Below are 20251 nucleotides of genomic sequence, written 5' to 3' on the forward strand. Positions count from 1 at the left end.
GAGTAGATGTTGAGGATGCCGGCGGCGATCTCGAGGGTCTCGGTCTTCGCGGCCAGGTAGCCCATCAGGGTCGGCGCGTCGAAGCCGTACGGCTCGGCCACCCAGATCATGTCGAGGCCCGCCTTCTCCAACGCGACCACCTGGTCGGCAGATTCGCGGGGGTTGCCGGCGTAGACCAGCGGCATGGACAGCTTCATCGAGGTCCCTTCGGTTCGTCTCGTGCCCGCGCCCGGGGCTCGGACGGGGCGGCGCCACAACTGTGACAGCATCACTGTCACGATTGCAACGGTAGCTGGCAGGTCCACCCGCACCGCGGGCCGGGTCCATCGCGGTCGGCGGGTCGTTGCACCGCGGTGGTGCCCGAGGATCGGGACGGCGGTACGGCGCCGCGCGGGCCGTCCGGCTACCTTGCCCGGGGAGCGTCCACGCCGTTGCGGTGGCGACTCCCCGTGAACGCGAACCGATGAGTGAGGACGAGATGACGAACTACCGCATCGCCGTGATCGGCGGCACCGGACCGCAGGGCAAGGGGCTGGGCTACCGCTTCGCGCGCGGCGGCCACGACGTCGTACTGGGCTCCCGGGCGGCGGAGAAGGCCGAGACCGTCGCCGCCGAGGTCCGCGAGCGACTGGGCGAGGCGGCGGGATCGGTGACCGGTGCGGCGAATGCCGACGCCGTCGCCGCGTGCGACGTGGTGCTGCTCGCCGTGCCCTACGACGGTCACGACGAGCTGGTCGCGTCCCTGCCGCTGGCGGGCAAGACCGTGATCAGCTGCGTCAACCCGTTGGCCTTCGACAAGCGCGGTGCGCACGGCCGGGTGATCAACGCCGGTGAGGGCTCCGCGGCCGAGTCGGCGCAGGAGATCGCCCCCGAGGCGACCGTCGTCGGCGCCTTCCACAACGTCTCCGCGGTCGGCCTGTGGGGCGCCGAGGAGTACCTCGACGAGGACGTGATCGTGGTCGGCGACGTGGTCGAGGCCAAGCAGGTGGCGATGGACCTGGCCGCCTCGGTCACCGGCCGGGTCGGCATCGACGGCGGCAAGCTGCGCCTGGCGCGCCAGCTCGAGCCGTTCACCGCCGTGCTCATCTCGATCAACCGCAAGTACAAGGTGCACGCCGGCATCCGGGTGACCGGGCTCGACGCCCACTGACCCAGCGCTCGGAAGGGGCCACCGGCGCATCCGCGCGGGTGGCCCCTTTCTGCCGGGGGCGTCCGGCGCGCCGCGACGGCGGGCGGCCGGTGGTCGGCCCGCGGTCGGCCTGTGGCCCGCCGTGGTCAGTCGGCGAGGTCGTCGACGATCTCGGCCCCGGGGAGCGAGGCGATCGCGGAGCCGGGCACCAGCAGCTTCGAGCGGCGCAGACCCGAGCCGAGGACGGCGACCTCCATCGACGGCACCCTGGCGTCGACCAGCAGTCGCCACCCGCTGGGCAGGCCGACGGGGGTGATCCCGCCGTACTCCATGCCGGACTCGGCGACCGCACGGTCCAGCGGCAGGAACGACGGCTTGCGCACGTCCAGCAGCCGCTTCACGGTCCGGTTCACATCCGCCCGGGTGTCGGCCCGGACCACGCACGCCGCGATGCGTTCCTCACCCTCCCTCTTCCCGGCGACCACCACGCAGTTGGCGCCGGCGGCGAGCGGGATCCCGAACGCCTCGCTCATCGTCGCCGTGTCGGCCAGGTCCGGGTCGATCTCGAACACCGCGACCCGCTGGGCGTCCGGCCACGCGGACAGCGCGTGACCCACCGGCTCCGCGACCAGGTCGGGACGCTCGATCACGGGCAGCGAGGTCAGACCGGGCAGTCGCGGCAGGGGAGCAGTCATGTCCCGATCGTGCCTCAGGGTCGGTGACGCCGTCGTCCCCCGCGGAACACGGTCGCGACCAGGCCGACGGCACCGGCGGCCAGCCACGGGATCGGGAGCAGCCAGTGCGCGTCGACCGCCTCGACCGTGTCGCAGACGAGCAGCGCCCAGACCACGGTCAGGCCGAGGAAGGCGACGCCCATCACCAGGTGGCCGATGTTCACCGGGTGGAATCCCGACCGGGCGGTCGCCTCGTCCTCGCGCGCGGTCTCCGGCCCGAGGTGCTCGTGCGGGTGGCTCATCGCTCGGCTCCTGCCGTCTCGAACTCGATCTGGCCGAACAGCATGTCGACCTCCACGGTCAGCTCCGGTACGTCATCACCGCCGTCGTGGGTGCGGGTGTCCGACTCGTCGCGGCTGTCGCCGAAGAGACGGGACTCGCCGCCGCCGTCGATCTCGGCGACCGCGGTCACGTCCAGACCCTCCTCGGGGACGGTGATCAGCACGTGCCCCATCCGGACGTCGACCTCGACCGTGCGTCCGTCGAGCTCGTCGAGGTCCTCGACCTGGCTGAGGTCGAGCTGCACCTCGCCCATCGAGACGTGGTAGCGGTCCTCCACGTCGGCGGCGGTCAGCGGGGTGTCCTTCACCTGGCCGGCGTCGAGCGACCCGGTCATCAGCGTCGCCACCGCGGCCACCGCGGCCACCAGGCCGACCGGGATCAGTCCGCCGCCGCGGCCGTAGAAGGCGCCGACCAGGAGCATCAGGCCGCACACCGCGACCACCGAGGCCGGGTAGGCCGAGACGGGGATGTCCGCACCGGCGAGCTGGGCGGTGCCCAGAGAGCCGAGCACCAGGACGGCCAGCCCGAACGCGAAGCCGAACAGGACGGGTCCGCGGCGTCGCGGATCCCGGACCGGCGGCGGCTCGGGCTGGTAGGCGGCGTACCGGGGGGCCTCGTGGGGGCCGGCACCGGGCGTCTGGCCGAATCCGGCACCGGGCGTCTGGCCGATTCCGGCACCGGGCGCCTGCCCGAACCCGGATCCGGGCCCGCCGCCGGCGCCCGGGGGCGCTCCGTCCCGGATGCCGGGGTGCTGCCGGCGCTTGCGCAACACCACCAGGGCGATCACGCCGACGATGGCCAGCGGCCACGGGAAGTCCCAACCGCCGAAGGCGTCGCCGGCGATCGCCAGCGCGGCGAGTCCGCCGGCGATGGCCAGCGCCACCGTGCGGCTGCGGTCGTCGAGCCGGATCGTGGGCTCGGAGCCGTCGTCGCCGGGCAGCAGCAGCCAGCCGGCGGCGTAGAGGAGGATGCCCCCGCCCCGAAGAACGCCAGCACGACCAGCACCACGCGCACCACCAGCGGGTCCACGTCGAAGTGCCGGGCGACGCCGGCCGCGATGCCGGCGATCTTCTTCTCCCGGGTGCTGCGACGCATCCGGCCGAGGTCGCGCATCTCGTCGTGGCTGACGCGGGGACCGGCGTCGGCGGGTCCGCTGCCCGGGTCGTCGGGACGGCCCGGGGCGTCCGGGGGCGGTGGTGCTGCGTTCATGGCCACCAGCCTGCCGTGCCGGGCGCCCCGGCAACATCGGGGACGACCCTGATCCCTGGGCCGGTCCGGGGGTGGTCGACTCAGGGGTGGGCCAGGGTCGAACCCCCTGCTCCGGGCGGTCCCGCTGTGTGACGATGGAACACATCATGAGCTCCGCCCCGTCCGCCGCCGGCCCCCCGGGATCGGCGGAGAAGCCCCCGCCTCCCGCGGCGCCGTCGCCCGGCCCGCCCCCTCGGCCGCCTCCGCGGCCGCCTCGGCGGCAACGGCCGTGGAGCCCGTGCGGCGCGCGCACCGCGACCTCGACGACCACGTCCTCGGCGGCGTCGCCTCCGGCCTCGCCGCGCACCTCGGGGTCCCGGCGCTGTGGCTGCGGATCGGCTTCGTGGTGACCGCGGCGTTCGGCGGTGCCGGGATCGCCCTCTACGCCGCGCTCTGGCTGCTGCTGCCGGCCGGCACCACCGGCTTCGATCACGCCCAGCCCGGCCTGGAGAGCGCCTCGCGGGGCGGTCGCCGACCCACCCGGACCCGTCACCGCCTCGGAGACGTGGGGCCCGTGGTGGCCCTCGCCGCGTTCGGACTGGGACTGGTCTTCGTGCTGCAGGCGCTGTTCGGCGCCGGCGCGCTGCTGTGGCCGGTGCTGCTCGGCATCGTCGGCGTCGCGCTGCTGTGGCGCCAGGCGGACGAGGCGCAGCGCGAGCGCTGGGTGGACACCGGAGGGCGGATCGACCCGACGCGGATCGTGCTCGGGGACGGCGGCTGGGCTTCGTACGCGCGGATCGCGGTGGGGCTGGGGCTGATCGTCTGCGCCGTGGTGCTGGTGTCGGTGCAGACCACGTCGCTCTCGGTGGCCCGCGACGTCACGATCGCGGTGCTGCTCGCCGCGATCGGGCTCGGCATCGTGGTCGGGCCGTGGGTCTACCGGCTGACCCGGGAGCTCTCCGACGAACGGGCCGAGCGCGTGCGCACCCAGGAGCGCGCGGACGTCGCGGCGCATCTGCACGACTCGGTGCTGCAGACGCTGGCGCTGATCCAGAAGCACCCGGCCGACGCCGCTCGGCTGGCCCGCGCGCAGGAGCGCGACCTGCGTGCCTGGCTGTTCGCCGGGGAGTCGATGGACGACAGCGCCGTGGCCAGCGCGCTGCGTGCGGCCGCCGCCGAGATCGAGGACGCCTACGGGGTCACCGTGGACGTGGTGGCCGTGGGCGACGCCGAGCTGTGCGAGGAGGTCCGGCCGATCGTCCAGGCCGCCCGTGAGGCGATGACCAACGCCGCCAAGCACGCCGGCTCCCCGCAGATCGACGTCTACGCCGAGATCGCCTCCGACCGTGCGGACGTCTTCGTCCGCGACCGGGGACGGGGCTTCGACCCCGACGTCACCCCCGAGGACCGCTACGGCGTGCGGCACAGCATCATCGACCGCATGGAGCGTCACGGCGGCCGTGCGGAGATCCGCTCGGCGCCCGGTGAGGGCACCGAGGTGCGACTGCATCTCACGGTGGACGCGCGGCCCGCCGACCACCCACAGCAGTCCGCGCCGTCGGCGCGGCCGTCCCAGGAGGAGAACCCGGATGGATGAGACGACCCGGTCGGGGGCGGTGCGGGTGGTGGTCGTGGACGACCACGCCATGTTCCGCCGCGGGGTCAGTGCCGAGCTCGACGCCACCGGTGCGGGCCGGGTGACGATCGTCGCCGAGGCCGCCGACGTGGACCAGGCGGTGGCCGCGGTGGTCGCCGAACGCCCCGACGTGGTGCTGCTCGACGTGCACCTGCCCGGGGCGGAGGGGTCGAGGTGATCCGCCGCGCCGGCCGCGACGGGGTGCACGACACGCGATTCCTCGCCCTGTCGGTGAGCGACGCCGCCGAGGACGTGATCGGCACCATCCGCGGCGGCGCGCGCGGCTACGTCACCAAGACGATCAGCGGCGAGGAGCTGGTCGACGCGATCGTCCGGGTGGCCGACGGCGACGCGGTCTTCTCGCCGCGGCTGGCCGGGTTCGTGCTCGACGCCTTCGCCTCGGCCGGCATCTCCGCCGACCTGGCCAGCGTGGACGAGGACCTCGACCGGTTGACCGAGCGGGAGCGGGAGGTGATGCGCCTGATCGCGCGCGGCTACTCCTACAAGGAGGTCGCCAAGGAGCTGTTCATCTCGATCAAGACCGTGGAGACCCACATGTCCTCGGTGCTGCGCAAGCTCCAGCTCTCCTCGCGTCACGAGCTGGCCCGCTGGGCCTCGGACCGGAAGCTGCTGTGAGCAGCGCCCCGGGTCGCGCGCCGCGGACCGTCGCCGTGGTCGGCGGCGGGATCCTCGGGTTGGCCGTCGCCCGCGAGGTGGTCCGGCGACGCCCGGGCACCCGGGTCACCGTCGTGGAGAAGGAGGACGGACTGGCCCGGCACCAGACCGGCCACAACTCCGGCGTCGTGCATGCCGGCATCTACTACCGGCCCGGGAGCCTGAAGGCAGAGCTGTGCACCCGCGGCCGACTCCTCCTGCGCGACTACTGCGCCGAGCACGGCCTCGCCTACGAGGAGTGCGGCAAGCTGGTGGTCGCGGTGGAGCGCGACGAGCTCGCCCGGCTCGACGCGCTGGAGCGCACCGCGGGTCAGAACGGGGTGCCCGGCCTGCGCCGCGTGGACTCGGCCGGGATCACCGAGATCGAGCCGTACGGCGTCGGCCTGGCCGCCCTGCACTCTCCGGCGACCGCGATCACCGACTATGTCGCCGTCGCCCGGTCCTTCGCCGCCGAGGTGAGGGCGGCCGGGGGAGAGGTGCGCACCGGCGTGCAGGTCACCGAGGTGCGGGAGCGGGCGGGCGCCGTGGAGCTGCTCCTCGCCGGCGGCGAGCGGCTCGGCGCCGATCACGCGGTGCTCTGCGCCGGACTGCACGCCGACCGGCTGGCGCCCGGCGTCGGCGCCGAGGAGGTGCCCCGGATCATCCCGTTCCGGGGCGAGTACATGCTGGTGCGGGCGGAGAAGGAGGACCGGGTCCGTGGACTGATCTACCCGGTGCCGGACCCCCGCTACCCCTTCCTCGGGGTGCACTTCACCCGCCGCGTCGACGGCTCGCTGGAGGTCGGTCCGAACGCGGTCCTGGCCACCCGCCGGGAGGGCTACCGGCGCCGCGACGTCGCGTGGCGGGACCTGCGCGACATCGCCGGCTGGCCGGGGTTCTGGTCGATGGCGCGGCGGCACTGGCGCACCGGTGTCACCGAGATCCGCGGCTCCCTGTCGAGCTCGACCTACATGCGCGGCGCCTCCCGGTACGTCCCCTCGATCGGCGCTGCGGACGTGGTCCGCGGCGGGGCCGGGGTCCGGGCGCAGGCGGTCGACCGGGACGGCTCGCTGGTGGACGACTTCCGGATCTCCCACGGCGACCGGGTGACCGCCGTACGGAACGCGCCGTCGCCGGCCGCGACCTCCAGCCTCGCCATCGCCGAGCACGTGGTCGACCGGCTGGGATGGTGACCTGGGCGACGCCCAGGACCGCGCGGCGGCCGGTCGTGGCGAACCGGCCCGGCGGTACTCCTAGGATGCCGCCATGGAGACTCTGCGCCTGATCCTGCTGGTCGTTCACATCCTCGGCTACGCCGCCCTGATCGGCGGCCTGCTGGTCCAGGCAGGGACGCCGGAGAAGAAGGTCAACAGCGCCATGCGCGACGGCGTCGGCACCGCGTTCCTCGCCGGTCTCGCCCTGGTCGGCGTGCTCGAGGCCGACGGCGGCGACGTCAACCACGCCAAGGTCGCGGTCAAGTTCACCATCGGCCTGGTGCTGCTGGTGCTGGTGATGGCCAACACCCGCAAGGAGCGGATCCCCAACGGCCTGTGGGCCGGCCTGCTGGCGCTCTCCGTGATCGAGGTGCTGGTGGCCGTCCTCTGGTCGCCGGTGCACACCTTCGGCTGATCCCTCCCCAGGCCCGAGGCGGGCGCTGGGGAGTCGTCGGGGCTTCGCCGTAGGCTGTCGGCAACATGAGTACGACGCCCCAGCTGCCAGGATTCGAGCACCTCACCGGCCCGGGCGAGGGCGCTGCGGAGCCGCGTACGACGCGACGCGGACCGACCCGCGAGGAGCTGCTCGAGGGCCTCAACGAGCCCCAGGCCGAGGCGGTGCGTCACGCCGGTCCGCCGCTGCTCGTGGTCGCCGGCGCCGGCTCGGGCAAGACCCGGGTGCTGACCCGGCGGATCGCCTGGCTGATCTCCGAGCGGGGCGCCCACCCGGGCTCCATCCTGGCGATCACCTTCACCAACAAGGCGGCCGCCGAGATGAAGGAGCGCGTCGCCGAGCTGGTCGGCCGGCGTGCCCGGATCATGTGGGTCAGCACCTTCCACTCCGCCTGCGTCCGGATCCTGCGCAAGGAGTCCGAGCACATTGGGATGAAGTCGAACTTCTCGATCTACGACGCCCAGGACCAGAAGCGGCTGATCTCCCTGGTCTGCTCCGACCTGGACCTCGACCCGCGCCGCTACCAGCCGGGCCCGGTGCTCGGGTGGATCAGCAACCACAAGAACGAGCTGCGCGAGCCGGACGAGGTCGCCGCGGACGCCCGCAACAGCATCGACCGCGACTACGCCGCGGCGTACCGGCTGTACCAGCGACGTCTGCGCGAGGCGAACGCCCTGGACTTCGACGACCTGATCATGGAGACGGTCCGGCTCCTGCAGACCAAGCCCGCGATCCGCGAGACCTACCGGCGCCGTTTCCGGCACCTGCTGGTCGACGAGTACCAGGACACCAACCACGCCCAGTACGCGCTGATCCAGCAGCTGTGCGGTCAGGACTTCGAGGACCCGCTGTCGGAGGCGGCCTACGACGAGAACGAGGCCCTCGACCCGTCCGAGGTCCGTCCGGAGGACCGGGTGGCGCCGGCCGAGCTGATGGTGGTCGGCGACGCGGACCAGTCGATCTACGCGTTCCGCGGGGCGGACATCCGCAACATCCTGGACTTCGAGAAGGACTTCCCGGACGCGCGGACGATCCTGCTGGAGCAGAACTACCGGTCCACCCAGACCATCCTGACCGCCGCCAACGCGGTGATCGAGCGCAACCAGGGACGCAAGCCGAAGAGGTTGTGGTCCGACGCCGGCGACGGTGCGCCGATCGTCGGCTACGTCGCCGACAGCGAGCACGACGAGGCCCGGTTCGTCTCCGACGAGATCGACAAGCTGGTGGACGGCAAGGCGGAGGGTCAGAAGGCCCTGGTGCGCGCCGGGGACGTGGCGGTCTTCTACCGCACCAACGCGCAGTCGCGGGTGTTCGAGGAGATCTTCATCCGCACCGGGATGCCGTACAAGGTGGTCGGCGGGGTCCGGTTCTACGAGCGGCGCGAGGTGCGTGACGCGCTCGCGTACCTGCGGGTCCTGGTCAACCCGGACGACCAGGTCAGCCTGCGCCGGATCCTGAACACCCCACGCCGCGGCATCGGGGACCGCGCGGTGGAGGCGGTCAACGAGCTCGCCGACCGCGAGCGGATCACCTTCTGGGAGGCGTTGCAGCGTGCCGACGAGGCGCCCGGGCTGGCGTCGCGCTCGCAGCGGAGCATCGCCGGGTTCGTGGCGAAGGTGACCGAGTGGCAGTCGATGGTCGCTGCCGGGGAGCGTCCCGACGTGGTGCTGGAGACCGTGCTGGACGGCTCCGGCTACCTGGTGTCGCTGGAGGAGTCCGACGACCCGCAGGACGAGACCCGGGTGGAGAACCTGGGGGAGCTGGTCGCGGTGGCACGTGAGTTCGCCGAGGACCCGGTGGCCGGCCCCTCCGCGGACCCGGCCGACGTGGACGCCGGCACCGTCGAGCCCGGGCTGGCCGACTTCCTGGAGCGGGTCGCGCTGGTGGCCGACACCGACCAGATCCCGGATGCGCCCGAGGACGACCCGGACGCGCCCGAGGACACCGGGGTGGTCACCCTGATGACCCTGCACACCGCCAAGGGCCTGGAGTTCCCGGTGGTCTTCCTCACCGGCATGGAGGACGGCGTCTTCCCGCACTCACGCGCGCTGGGGGACCGGCCCGAGCTGGAGGAGGAGCGGCGGCTGGCCTACGTGGGCATCACCCGCGCCCGCGAGCGGCTCTACGTCTCCCGTGCCGTGGTCCGCTCGGCCTGGGGCGCCCCCGCGCACAACCCCGCGTCGCGGTTCCTCGCCGAGCTGCCGGTCGACCTGGTCGACTGGCGCCGCACCGAGGCCGACCAGGCCCACTGGGCACGCCCGACGTTCGCCTCGCGCGGCTACGACAACCAGGATCCCGGCGGCTCCACCGGGCGGCTGGGTGCGCCCACGGCCGCGGGGCGGCGCAACTTCTCCTCCGCCGCCGCGCGGGCCGACGCCGCCTCCAAGGCGAAGACCTCCCGCCCGATCCCGTCGCTGGAGCCCGGTGACCGGGTGACCCACGACAGCTTCGGTCTCGGCACCGTGGTCTCGGTGGAGGGGTTGGCCGAGAAGTCGGTCGCCTCGATCGACTTCGGGTCCGAGGGCGTCAAGCGCCTGCTGCTCCGCTACGCCCCGGTCGAGAAGCTCTAGCCGGTCGCGCGTGCCGCCCGGGTGAGACGCCCGGCGGCGGTCACCGACGGTGGCCTCGACCGCGAGCGCGGCAGGGCGGCGGAGCGGAGACGGGGGCGGCGCTATCGCGGGGAACGCGAGCGGGTGAGTGGAGTGAGCGAGGGACGAGCGATCGGAGCGAGGTCGGGAGCTTCCGCGCGTGCCGCCCGGGTGAGACGCCAGGCGGCGGTCACCGACGGTGGCCTCGACCGCGAGCGCGGCAGGGCGGCGGAGCGGTGCGGTGATGGGGGCGGCGCTATCGCGGGGAACGCGAGCGGGTGAGTGGAGTGAGCGAGGGACGAGCGATCGGAGCGAGGTCGGGAGCTTCCGCGCGTGCCGCCCGGGTGAGACGCCTCGCGGCGGTCACCGACGGTGGCCTCGACCGCGAGCGCGGCAGGGCGGCGGAGCGGAGCGGAGACGACCTCGCGCAGATCAGGGCGTGATGCCCTGCGCCACGAGTGCTGCGTAGGGGTCGACCGGGTCACCGCCACCGGGGCGGACCTCGAGGTGGAGGTGGGGGCCGGTGGTGTTGCCGGTGGAGCCGACGGTGCCGACCGCGTCACCGGCGTTGACGGTGTCGCCGACCGAGACGCTGATGCTGGTCTGGTGGCAGTACCACAGCTCGGTGCCGTCCTCGAGCGTGATCACGGTCTTGTTGCCGTAGGCGCCGTCGTCGCCGGTGAAGGTGATCGTGCCGTTGGCCATCGCGTAGAGCTGGGTGCCGCTGGGGGCGGCGAAGTCGAGGCCGGTGTGCACGCTGGACCAGTAGGCGCCCGAGTCGCCGAAGGTGGAGGTGATCCGGTAGACGCCGGCGTCCATCGGGAGGATCCAGCGGTTGAGGGCGATCTCCGCCGCTTCCTTCTCGGCGTCCTTGGCCAGCTCGCCGAGGGCCTCGTCACGCTTGACGGCGATCTTCTCCGCCTCGTCGACGAGCTCGCCGTCGGTGGCCTGGCCCAGGGTGCTGCGGTCGGAGTCGCGGCTGACGTTGCCGACGCGCAGCGCGTCGTAGGTGCCGACGCCGAAGGAGCCGCTCGAGGCGTTGGCGGCCGAGATCTGGGTGGTGTCGTTGACGAGCACCGGGTCGGCGGAGACGACGGCACCGCTGACCGCGACGGCGAGGGTGGCCAGGCCGGCTGCGACGGGGATGCTCGGGAGCCCGCGCAGGCCCCGGCCACGGGAGCCGGCGGCCTTGGCGGCGCGACGGCGCCCCGAGCCCTCGGGCTTGGGCTGCTCGACCAGGGCGGGGTGCCCGGCGAGTTCGGCGAGGGTGGGCAGCTCCACGGTGGGAGCGGCGAAGAGCGGCTGGTGGGCCAGCGTCGGCTCGGCGGGGGCGGCGTCGTCGAGGGTGGCGATCGCGGGCTCGGTGACGAGCTCGGGCGCGATCTCCGCGGACAGTGCCGGGGTGACCTCCTCGGCGGCGAGGTCGGCGGCGAGCAGGGTCTCGGTGGTGTCGTCGATGCGTCCGGCGACGCGGCGACCGACGTACTTCTCACGCTTGGCGGTCCGAGCCACAGGCAAGGAGCGTCGCGGCGCAGCGCGTCGCTGCCCTCGGTGGCTACCCATCTACCTGACTGCTCCCTTGGTCGTCCCCGTCGGTGCGATCGGGGACCGACCGCGTTACCCGATCCCGCCGAGTTCGGGCCCGGGTGCCTGACGACCAACGGGTGGCCGCCAGGTGAATTTTCCAGTTGCGACCATAACTGAGGTTGCAACTGCTCCGAAATCGTACGGGCTGGCCATTGTGGAGTTCCAGGGGCGTCTCGAATTGGGTGTTAGGTGGGTCACGGAGCCGCTCCCGGGCTCGTCGTACTGGCGAGTCGGGACTAGGGTGCGGCGAGGATGTGCCTCCGCTCGCACGGCGGTGCACCTTCCTAACCGGACGGGCGCAGCCCACCGCGATCACCCTTCGCCGGTGCGCCCGCACTCGAAGATGAGGACTGATCTGTGGATCTGATGGAGTACCAGGCGAAGACCCTCTTCGCCAAGCACGGCGTCGCCGTGACCGAGGGCGTGGTCGTCGAGACGGCCGAGGCTGCCAAGGCCGCCGCCGAGGAGATGGGCGGCGTGACCGTCATCAAGGCGCAGGTCAAGGCGGGTGGCCGCGGCAAGGCGGGCGGCGTCAAGATCGCGAAGACGCCGGACGAGGCGTTCGAGCACGCGACCAACATCCTCAACCTGACCATCAAGGACCTGCCGGTCAACCGGGTGCTGGTCACCCCCGCGACCCCGCCGGAGGAGGAGTACTACTTCTCGTTCCTGCTGGACCGCTCGAACCGCCAGTACCTGTGCATCGCGTCGGTCGAGGGTGGTGTGGAGATCGAGGAGGTCGCCAAGACCAACCCCGACGCCGTGAAGCAGATCGCGATCGACCCCGGCACGGGTGTCGACGAGGCGAAGGCCCGTGCGATCGCGACCGAGGCCAAGTTCCCCGAGGCCGTGTTCGAGCAGGCCGTGGCGATGATCCAGGACCTCTACAAGGTCTTCACCGAGGAGGACGCGACCCTCGTCGAGGTGAACCCGCTGGCCCGGCTCGCCGGTGACAAGCTGGAGGCGCTGGACGGCAAGGTCTCGCTGGACGAGAACGCCTCGGAGTTCCGGCACCCCGAGCACGCGGCGTTCGAGATCCGCGAGGAGGCCGACCCGCTGGAGTCGAAGGCCAAGGACCTCGGGCTCAACTACGTCAAGCTCGACGGTCAGGTCGGCATCATCGGCAACGGTGCGGGTCTCGTGATGAGCACCCTCGACGTGGTCGCCTACGCCGGGGAGAACCACGGCGGCGTGAAGCCGGCGAACTTCCTCGACATCGGTGGCGGCGCGAACGCCCAGGTGATGGCCAACGGTCTCGACGTGATCCTCAACGACCCGCAGGTCAAGAGCGTCTTCGTGAACGTCTTCGGCGGCATCACCGCCTGCGACGAGGTCGCCAACGGCATCAAGGGCGCCCTGGAGCTCCTCGGCGACAAGGCGACCAAGCCGCTCGTCGTCCGTCTCGACGGCAACAACGTGGACGAGGGTCGCGCGATCCTCAACGACCTCGACCACCCGCTGGTGACCCAGGTCGACACCATGGACGGTGCGGCCGACAAGGCCGCCGAGCTGGCGAACGCCTGAGGCCGGGGAGAAGAGAACATGAGCATCTACCTCAACAAGGACAGCAAGATCATCGTCCAGGGCATCACCGGCGGCATGGGTGCCAAGCACACCGCCCTGATGCTCGACTCCGGTGCCACCATCGTGGGCGGCGTGAACGCCCGCAAGGCCGGCACCACGGTGTCGCACAAGGACGCTGACGGCAACGACGTCGACCTGCCGGTCTTCGGCACCGTCGCCGAGGCGATGAAGGAGACCGGCGCCGACGTGTCGGTCCTCTTCGTGCCGCCGGCCTTCACCAAGGACGCCTGCATCGAGGCCATCGACGCCGAGATGCCGCTGATCGTGGTGATCACCGAGGGCGTTCCGGTGCAGGACACCGCGGAGGTCTGGTCCTACCTGCAGGGCAAGTCCACCCGGATGATCGGTCCGAACTGCCCGGGCATCATCACCCCGGGTGAGTCGCTGGCCGGCATCACCCCGCACACCATCACCGGCTCCGGCCCGGTCGGTCTCGTCTCCAAGTCGGGCACGCTGACCTACCAGATGATGTTCGAGCTGAAGGACTTCGGCTTCTCGACCGCCATCGGCATCGGCGGCGACCCGATCGTGGGCACCACTCACATCGACGCCCTCCAGGCCTTCGAGGAGGACCCGGAGACCAAGGTGATCGTGATGATCGGCGAGATCGGTGGTGACGCCGAGGAGCGTGCCGCGGCGTACATCAAGGAGAACATCACCAAGCCGGTCGTCGGCTACGTCGCGGGCTTCACCGCCCCGAGGGCAAGACGATGGGCCACGCGGGCGCGATCGTGTCCGGCTCCGCCGGCACCGCGGCCGCCAAGCAGGAGGCCCTCGAGGCCGTCGGCGTGAAGGTCGGCAAGACGCCGTCCGCCACCGCCGCGCTGGCCCGGGAGATCCTGGAGAGCCTCTGATCCGGCTCTTCGTCGCGGCGGCCGAGCCGCGATGACGTACGACGGCCCCGTCCTCCACTGCGGAGGGCGGGGCCGTCGGCGTACCGGGGGCGGCGTCAGCCGCTGCCCTCGACGAGGTCCTGCAGTGCGGAGAACGCGGGGTCGGCGTCGGCGAGCATGCCGTCGAGGAGCGCGTTGCCGGCCTCGAGCGTGCCGCCACCCTCCTCGGTGCCGGTCATCAGGAGGAGCGCGTTGCCGGTGCGGCCGACCCACCACACCTGGGTGGACTCGGTCACCGGCACGCCGTCGCCGGTCTCGGTCAACCGGATGATGCGGCGTGAGTCGTCGCCGAGCACGTCGCCGACGACGTCGTAGCGGGTCATCGACTCGGTGGCGTCGAGCACACAGTCGGAGAAGCCGGCGACGATGTCCTCGAGCGCGTCCTGGGCGTCCTCGTCGGTGGGGAAGAGCTGCGCCTCGCGTGCGTAGCCCTGGGTGGGCCCGGAGAGCTCGGTGGTGAGCCGGCCGGTCGGTGCCTCCGGGCCCGGCGCGCCACCGCAGCCGGAGTCGAACGCGCCGTCGAGGAGCGAGGGCCCGTCGTCGCCGGGGGCGGTGAGGTCGTAGGACGCGGCATCGTAGGAGCCCCAGCCCTGGTCGAGCGCGAAGTCCTCAGGGAAGGAGGTCACCGTGGCGGCCGCTGCGTCGCCGGGCACGGCGTCCGGTCGGGCGGTGTCGCCGGCCTCGCCGATGCCACTCTCGGTGGCGCTGGTGGTGGTGTCGGTCGACCGCTCCTCGCCGCCCGGCAGCATCAGCTCGGAGGCGACCGGCAGCATCCGCTGCATCGGCGTACCGCCCTGAGCGGGGAGGAAGTTGTAGTCCTGGCCGTAGATCTGGACCCGGGCCACCGTCAGCCGGGTGCCGCTGACGGCCAGGCCGGTCTCGGTGATGTAGGCGGAGTCGCCGTACGGGTCGAGCTCGGGCAGCGCGCCCAGCCCGTAGTTCGCCTGCAGGATCGTCGCCTCACCCTCGGCGGGCTGGTCCACCTCCAACGGGTCGAAGATCCGGTAGTCCTCGGTGTCGGGGGCCTGTCCCCGGCACTCGGAGACCCAGGACGCGATGGTGGTGTAGGCGGCCGCTGCCTGCTGCGGGCTCTCGAACTCGGCGACCGCCTGGTGCAGCTGGTTGGTGGGCTCCGGATCGGTGTTCACGTCGCCGGGCCGGATGTCGGTCGGTCGCAGCTCGAAGTCGCGCTGCTGGATCGAGGTGGCGCCCAGTGCACCCATCGACTCCTGAGCGCAGGGGATGAAGGCGGACTGGCCGTCGCCGGGGTAGGTGCCGGTGGTGAACCAGTCGGCGCCGTCGGAGTAGACGGTCTCGGCGTCGCTGAGCAGGTCGGCGGGCGTCACCGGCGTGGGGTCGGTGGGGTCGGCCGGCGCCACCTTCTTGTCGCTGTCGCCGGTGAGGGCGAGCACCGGGACGGCGACGACCGCCACGGCGAGCGCGGCACCGCCGGCGGCGAGGGCGCGGCGGCGACGGCGGATCCGATCACCGCGACGGCGGATCTCGGCAGCGGGGACAGGCATGGCGCCTCCCTCGAACTCGGTGCCGAACCGGCTCAGCTCCTGGAGCGGGTCGTGGTCAGACATGGCTGGTACCTCCTCCCGCGAGGCCGCCGGGCTCGTCACTGAGCAGGGAGGCGAGGGCGGTGCGGCCACGGCTCAGCCGGGCTTTGATGGTTCCTTCGGGCACGCCCACCTCGGCCGCGACCTGGTGCACGGGCAGGTCGGCGATGTGGTGGAGCACGAGCGCCTGCCGTTGGGCTTCGGGGAGCTGTCGGAGGGCGGCGACGAGTGCGACGTGGGACTCGTCGAGGGCCGGGACCTGGACCGGCGCCCCGACCGCCCGGTCCGCCGGTCGTGCGGCGACCTTCTTGCGGCGCCAGCGGCTCACGGCCAGGCGGTAGGCGGTGGTGCGGACCCACGCCTCGGGGTGCCCTGAGCGATCCAGCTTGCGGCGGTGGGCCCAGGCCCTGGCGAACGCCTCCTGGACGCACTCGGTCGCTTCGTCCAGGTCGCCGATCATCGCGTAGACCTGACTGGTCACCCGGCGGAACGACGTGGTGTAGAAGTCGTCGAACTCGTCCGCTTCCATGCCGTCCCCCTCTCCGCCTCTGTGCCGGTTGTCGTGGGAGATACGTGCCGGGCCGGCGACGGGTTGCGTCGCCGAGAGGAATTTCTCGACCGAGGCGCCGAGCCGCGGTGCGGACCCGAGGCTCAGCGGTAGCGTGGCATGTCGCCGAGCCGCTCGGCTGCTCGGCGGGCCAGCGCGACGAAGTCGTCGTCGGTGATCTGCGCGTCGTCCGCGCCGATGTAGATCAGCTCACTGACGGCGGTGCCGACCCGGACCACGGCGACGTCGTAGTCGACCGACGCGTCGTCGGGCAGCGCGGTCTCCATCCGCCACGCGGTGATGCTGGTCCGCTCGTCGTCCTCACGGACCAGCTCGGTCACCTCGGTGCCGGCCGAGGAGTCGGAGTCGGGGCAGGCGGCGACCTGCCGGCGCAGCTGCGCCACGAAGCCCTGCGCCCGCGGGGTGGGCAGGGAGCCCGCCACCTGGGTAAGCCCGACGGTGGTCGGCAGGTCGCCCTCGACGAAGACGAAGTTGCGGAACACGTTGTGCTTCACCCGCGCGCCGTCATAGCTGCGCTGCAGCGTCACCGTGTCGCAGCCCAGCACCCGGGCCTGGCCGCGCGTGGTGGTCACCTGCCGCGCCGCGGTGCCGACCAGGAAGCCGTACTCGGCGCCGACCGGCGGCATGTCGATCGTGGAGAGGAGGGCCGAGGACCGGGGCACCGAGTACGGCGGGACGTCCTCGAGCTGCGGCTGCGACGGCGCGCAGTCGCCGCCGTCGGCGAGGTCGCAGAGGCGGTTCACCGCGGCGCCGAGCAGGTTCGCGACGCCCTGCCGGTCGGCCCGGCCCGCGGGCACGTCGGTGTCCATCGAGGTGACCGTGACGAAACGGCCGGTCCGGGCGACGCCGACCACGTGCGCGGCGGTGGGCTCGGTGGCCTGGAGCAGGAAGACCGCCGCCTCGTCGCCCACCTGGGGCGCCTCGGCGGTGCTGATCAGCTGGGTGTGCGCGAGCTCGGTGACGTCGGCCCCGTCCGGGGGAGGCAGGCGCTGAACCAGCCCAGGGCCCGTTCGTAGGCCCGGTGGGCGGCCCGGCGGTTCGTGGAGGCCTCGGCGGTCTGGGCGAAGCGTCGCTCCGTATCGCTCAGCCGGAAGATCCTGGCCCAGGCGGCGACACCGCGCGGGTCGGCGTACCGGCTGCTCTGGCAGTGGTGGACCAGGCCGTTCCCGGTCGAGTTGTCGGTGGTGCGGCCCTGGACCCACGGACGGCCGGCCAGGGTGCCCTGCACGTCCTCCTGGGTGAGCAGCGCGGTGTCGGGCAGCCGGACCTGGGCCGTCGGTGCCTGCGAGCTCGCCGCCTCCGGGAGCGGCTCGCGGTCCAGGGTCGGCCGGACCCCGGCGGCGTCGCCGACCGCGATGCCGGCGCCGAGGAAGACGGCCACCGCGGCGGTCACGCCGACCACGGTGTGGGCGCGGCGCCGGGCGGCCCCGGCCCGGCGGATGATGGTGGGCCGAGGCCAGGTCGCCGACTCGGTGACCCGGGCCAGACCTGCCAGCGCGGTGTGGATCGGGACGTCGTCGGGCACGTCGGGCTGGGTGACGAAGCGGGCCGCGCCGGCCTGGAGCTCGCGCTCGGCCTCCTCGACCGGCAGCCCGATCTCGCGCGCCATGTCCTGCAGGCTCACCGCGGCCAGCTGGGTGAGGATCAGTGCCGAACGCTGGCGGTGGGTCAGCGCCGAGAGCGCGGACAGCGTGGCCTTCGTGGTGGGGTCGAGGTCCTTGGTCCTCCCCCACGGCTTGGCAGTGGTACGGCGGGTGGCGTTGCGCCACGCCCGCGGCCGCACCTCGGCCTCGGCGAGTTCGTTGCGGGACAGCTTGCGCCAGTGGTGCCAGGCGACGACGAAGGCGTCGCGCACCGCGCTGCGCGAGGCGTTCAGGTCGCCGGTGAGGGCGAAGGTCTGCAGCAGCAGTCGGTCCCGGGTCTGCTTGTAGAACGCATCGAAACCGTCGGCGAGGGCCTCACGCGTCGGGGGATCGGTGCGCGGGTCGAGGTCGTTCATGGCCGCTCCAACCTACGCCATCGTGGTTGCGGCGTGGCAGCGCCACCGGGCCGGGCTCCCGGCTCATCATGGAGGCACCATGACGTCGCTTCCCTCGTCCCTCACCCGCGGGTCCGCGGAGGGTCGCTCGCGCAGCGCCGCCGAGGTCCGGCGGGACCTCGCGACGCGCCGCCCGCTGGTCCTCACCGCGACCGTCGGGGGAGCGCTGGCCGCGCTCGGGCCGCTGATGGTCTGTCTCGCGCTGGGCGTCGTGGGCTGGTTCCTCACCGATGCCGGCGGTCACGGCCAACCCTCCGACGCGCTGCGGGTCGGTGCCTTCGGTTGGCTACTCGCCCACGGCTCCGGCGTGGTGGTCGACGGGGTCCGGATCACCGCGATCCCCCTCGGCATCACCCTCGGCTGCGCCTGGGCCACCTGGCGGCTCGGGCACCGGGTCGGTGAGGCGGTCTCCGGGCACGGTCCCGACAACGACCGGATCGCCGACGGCGAGCGGGACTGGACCGTCCCGGTCGCGGTGGCCCTCTTCGCCGCCGGCTACGTCGTGGTCGGGGTGGGCACGGCGGTCCTGGCCTCGACGATGAGCACCGCGCCCAGCCTGACCCGGGTGGTCGGCTCGTCGATCGGGATCGCCGCGATCGTCGGCGGCCCGGCGATCGCCCGCGGGGCCGGACGCGCGGCGATCTGGACCCAGCACCTGCCGTCCTCGCTGCGTGCGGCCTACGGCGTCGCCCGCGGCATCCTGGTGTGGTGGCTGGGCCTGTCCACCCTCGCCTTCCTCGTCGCCCTGGTCCTCGACTTCTCCACCGCGGCCAACATCACCTCCCAGCTCGACGGCGGCACCGCGGACACCGTGGCGCTGCTGGCACTGTCGCTGGCCCTGCTGCCCAACGCGGCGCTGTTCACCAGCAGCTATCTGATGGGGCCGGGCTTCGTGATCGGCACCGGCACCCTGGTCTCACCCACCCTCGTCGTGCTCGGCCCGCTGCCGATGGTGCCGATGCTCGCGGCGCTGCCGGACAGCTCGCCCACGCCGTCCTGGACGCCGTGGCTGATGGTCACTCCGGTGCTGCTCGCCGCCGTCGTCGCCGGGCGCGCGGTGCACCGTCACCCGGCCGGCTCCTGGGACCGGGCGGCCGTGCGCGGCTGCGGCGGCGGGATCGTCGCCGGCGTGCTGCTCGGCGCGCTCACCGCGTTCGCCGGCGGTGCGGTCGGACCGGGCCGGATGCAGGACGTGGGCCCCGTCGCCACCGACGTGCTGCTGCACGCGACCACCGCTCTCGGCATCGGCGGCCTGCTCGGCGCGTTGGCGGTGACCGGCTGGCAGTCCCGCGGCGGACGACTCCGGGACCGCCTGAGCGGCCTGCGCGCCCGACTGCCGCGACGCGGCTGACGCCTCCGCGACCCGCCGCCCCTAGACTCCGCGGCGTGACTCGCGCCCGACTGGTCGTCCTCGTCTCCGGTGCCGGCAGCAACCTGCAGGCACTGATCGACGCCACCGCCGATCCCGCCTACGGCGCCGAGGTCGTGGCGGTCGGTGCCGACCGCGACGGCATCGAGGGACTGGCGCGGGCCGAGCGGTCCGGGATCGCGACCTTCGCGCAGCGCGTCGGTGACCACGGCTCCCGCGCGGAGTGGGACGCCGCGCTCGCCGAGCGGGTGGCGTCGTACCGGCCCGACCTGGTGGTGCTGGCCGGTTTCATGAAGCTCGTCGGCGACGACTTCCTCGCCGCCTTCGGCGGACGCACGGTCAACACTCATCCGGCGCTCTCGCCCGCGTTCCCCGGGATGCACGGGCCCCGCGACGCCCTCGAGTACGGCGTGAAGGTCACCGGCGCGACGCTCTTCGTGGTCGACGCTGGGGTGGACACCGGCGCGATCGTCGCGCAGACCGTGGTGCCGGTCGCCGACGACGACACGACCGAGACCCTGCACGAGCGGATCAAGGTCGCCGAGCGCGCGATGCTGGTCGACACGGTCGGGCGGATGGCGCGCGAGGGTTTCCGGGTGGAGGGCCGCCGGGTCCGGTTCGGCCGGTTCGCCAGCGCGGACGAGTCTCACTAGACTTCGGGGCACACGACTGGCGCGGGTGGGGGACCACCGGGGAGTGACGAGTCGGCATCGACCGCCTGGGTGCCCTCATCGAGAACCGTGAGAACCGTTTCCACCGATGAGGGAGATC

At 72.9% G+C, this 20251-nt stretch carries 17 protein-coding genes, 3 pseudogenes and 1 riboswitch; of the genes and pseudogenes, 10 read left to right on the plus strand and 10 right to left on the minus strand.

Annotated elements, in window-relative coordinates:
- Window positions 1–5: 5 nt before the first annotated feature.
- A pseudogene (locus FIV43_RS21800) lies at window positions 6–269 on the minus strand (LLM class flavin-dependent oxidoreductase); the annotation flags it as partial.
- A gap of 194 nt (window positions 270–463) precedes the next feature.
- Here FIV43_RS21800 and npdG point away from each other — a divergent pair.
- A complete protein-coding gene (npdG, locus tag FIV43_RS00920) occupies window positions 464–1150 on the plus strand; it encodes an NADPH-dependent F420 reductase (protein ID WP_231123594.1) in 687 nt (228 codons plus the stop codon).
- Between the two features lie 125 nt (window positions 1151–1275).
- Here npdG and FIV43_RS00925 read toward each other — a convergent pair whose 3' ends face one another.
- The 4 genes from FIV43_RS00925 to FIV43_RS00940 are packed head-to-tail and all read right to left on the minus strand — an operon-like array spanning window position 1276 to window position 3354.
- A complete protein-coding gene (locus FIV43_RS00925; protein WP_141012611.1) occupies window positions 1276–1824 on the minus strand; it encodes a YbaK/EbsC family protein in 549 nt (182 codons plus the stop codon).
- Window positions 1825–1838: 14 nt separating this feature from the next.
- Window positions 1839–2105 carry a hypothetical protein gene (locus FIV43_RS00930; protein WP_141012612.1) on the minus strand — a complete coding sequence of 89 codons (267 nt, stop codon included), beginning with the start codon at window positions 2103–2105 and terminating at the stop codon, window positions 1839–1841.
- Window positions 2102–3028, minus strand: a complete 927-nt coding sequence (locus tag FIV43_RS00935; RefSeq protein WP_141012613.1) for a hypothetical protein — start codon at window positions 3026–3028, stop codon at window positions 2102–2104. The genes FIV43_RS00930 and FIV43_RS00935 overlap by 4 nt, the downstream gene beginning before the upstream one ends.
- The gene (locus FIV43_RS00940) at window positions 2929–3354 is read right to left on the minus strand and encodes a PspC domain-containing protein (RefSeq protein WP_141012614.1); all 426 of its coding nucleotides are present in this window, start codon (window positions 3352–3354) and stop codon (window positions 2929–2931) included. Before FIV43_RS00940 ends, FIV43_RS00935 begins: the two co-directional genes overlap by 100 nt.
- A gap of 277 nt (window positions 3355–3631) precedes the next feature.
- Here FIV43_RS00940 and FIV43_RS00945 point away from each other — a divergent pair, with 277 nt between their 5' ends.
- From FIV43_RS00945 to pcrA, 5 genes and pseudogenes are all read left to right on the plus strand, one after another.
- The gene (locus FIV43_RS00945) at window positions 3632–4930 is read left to right on the plus strand and encodes an ATP-binding protein (protein ID WP_231123595.1); all 1299 of its coding nucleotides are present in this window, start codon (window positions 3632–3634) and stop codon (window positions 4928–4930) included.
- Window positions 4923–5605 (plus strand): annotated as a pseudogene (locus FIV43_RS00950) (LuxR C-terminal-related transcriptional regulator). The gene FIV43_RS00945 and the pseudogene FIV43_RS00950 overlap by 8 nt, the downstream one beginning before the upstream one ends.
- A complete protein-coding gene (gene lhgO, locus FIV43_RS00955; RefSeq protein WP_141012616.1) occupies window positions 5602–6816 on the plus strand; it encodes an L-2-hydroxyglutarate oxidase in 1215 nt (404 codons plus the stop codon). The pseudogene FIV43_RS00950 and the gene lhgO overlap by 4 nt, the downstream one beginning before the upstream one ends.
- Before the next feature lie 73 nt (window positions 6817–6889).
- The gene (locus FIV43_RS00960) at window positions 6890–7252 is read left to right on the plus strand and encodes a hypothetical protein (protein WP_141012617.1); all 363 of its coding nucleotides are present in this window, start codon (window positions 6890–6892) and stop codon (window positions 7250–7252) included.
- Window positions 7253–7317: 65 nt separating this feature from the next.
- Window positions 7318–9861, plus strand: coding sequence for a DNA helicase PcrA (gene pcrA / locus FIV43_RS00965; RefSeq protein WP_141012618.1), 2544 nt, complete (start codon window positions 7318–7320; stop codon window positions 9859–9861).
- Window positions 9862–10311: 450 nt separating this feature from the next.
- On the opposite strand, the gene FIV43_RS21295 is transcribed toward pcrA, so the two are convergent.
- Window positions 10312–11391, minus strand: coding sequence for a M23 family metallopeptidase (locus tag FIV43_RS21295; protein ID WP_196780932.1), 1080 nt, complete (start codon window positions 11389–11391; stop codon window positions 10312–10314).
- A 432-nt stretch (window positions 11392–11823) separates the two neighbouring features.
- Between FIV43_RS21295 and sucC the strand changes: the two genes are divergently transcribed.
- The gene (sucC, locus tag FIV43_RS00975) at window positions 11824–12990 is read left to right on the plus strand and encodes an ADP-forming succinate--CoA ligase subunit beta (protein ID WP_141012619.1); all 1167 of its coding nucleotides are present in this window, start codon (window positions 11824–11826) and stop codon (window positions 12988–12990) included.
- A gap of 18 nt (window positions 12991–13008) precedes the next feature.
- Window positions 13009–13904 (plus strand): annotated as a pseudogene (gene sucD / locus FIV43_RS00980) (succinate--CoA ligase subunit alpha).
- A gap of 95 nt (window positions 13905–13999) precedes the next feature.
- Here the strand turns inward: sucD and FIV43_RS00985 are convergent.
- The 4 genes from FIV43_RS00985 to FIV43_RS01000 all read right to left on the minus strand — a co-directional run bounded on the left by FIV43_RS00985 (window position 14000) and on the right by FIV43_RS01000 (window position 18072).
- Window positions 14000–15529, minus strand: a complete 1530-nt coding sequence (locus FIV43_RS00985; RefSeq protein WP_141012620.1) for a hypothetical protein — start codon at window positions 15527–15529, stop codon at window positions 14000–14002.
- Complete coding sequence (locus tag FIV43_RS00990; RefSeq protein ID WP_141012621.1) at window positions 15522–16034, minus strand: RNA polymerase sigma factor; 513 nt, start codon at window positions 16032–16034, stop codon at window positions 15522–15524. Before FIV43_RS00990 ends, FIV43_RS00985 begins: the two co-directional genes overlap by 8 nt.
- A 122-nt stretch (window positions 16035–16156) precedes the next feature.
- On the minus strand, window positions 16157–16984 hold the full coding sequence (locus FIV43_RS00995) for a hypothetical protein (RefSeq protein WP_141012622.1): 828 nt from the start codon (window positions 16982–16984) through the stop codon (window positions 16157–16159).
- Window positions 16985–17007: 23 nt separating this feature from the next.
- Window positions 17008–18072, minus strand: a complete 1065-nt coding sequence (locus FIV43_RS01000; protein WP_141012623.1) for a SigE family RNA polymerase sigma factor — start codon at window positions 18070–18072, stop codon at window positions 17008–17010.
- Between the two features lie 79 nt (window positions 18073–18151).
- Between FIV43_RS01000 and FIV43_RS01005 the strand changes: the two genes are divergently transcribed.
- Both FIV43_RS01005 and purN read left to right on the plus strand, forming a co-directional pair.
- Window positions 18152–19462: a cell division protein PerM gene (locus FIV43_RS01005; protein WP_141012624.1), complete on the plus strand. Its 1311-nt coding sequence runs from the start codon at window positions 18152–18154 to the stop codon at window positions 19460–19462.
- Between the two features lie 35 nt (window positions 19463–19497).
- The gene (purN, locus tag FIV43_RS01010; RefSeq protein ID WP_141012625.1) at window positions 19498–20133 is read left to right on the plus strand and encodes a phosphoribosylglycinamide formyltransferase; all 636 of its coding nucleotides are present in this window, start codon (window positions 19498–19500) and stop codon (window positions 20131–20133) included.
- 2 nt (window positions 20134–20135) lie between these two features.
- Window positions 20136–20211, plus strand: a riboswitch (ZMP/ZTP riboswitch).
- Window positions 20212–20251 lie beyond the last annotated feature (40 nt).

Origin of the sequence: Nocardioides sambongensis (assembly GCF_006494815.1) — a bacterium.
Taxonomy (GTDB): domain Bacteria; phylum Actinomycetota; class Actinomycetes; order Propionibacteriales; family Nocardioidaceae; genus Nocardioides; species Nocardioides sambongensis.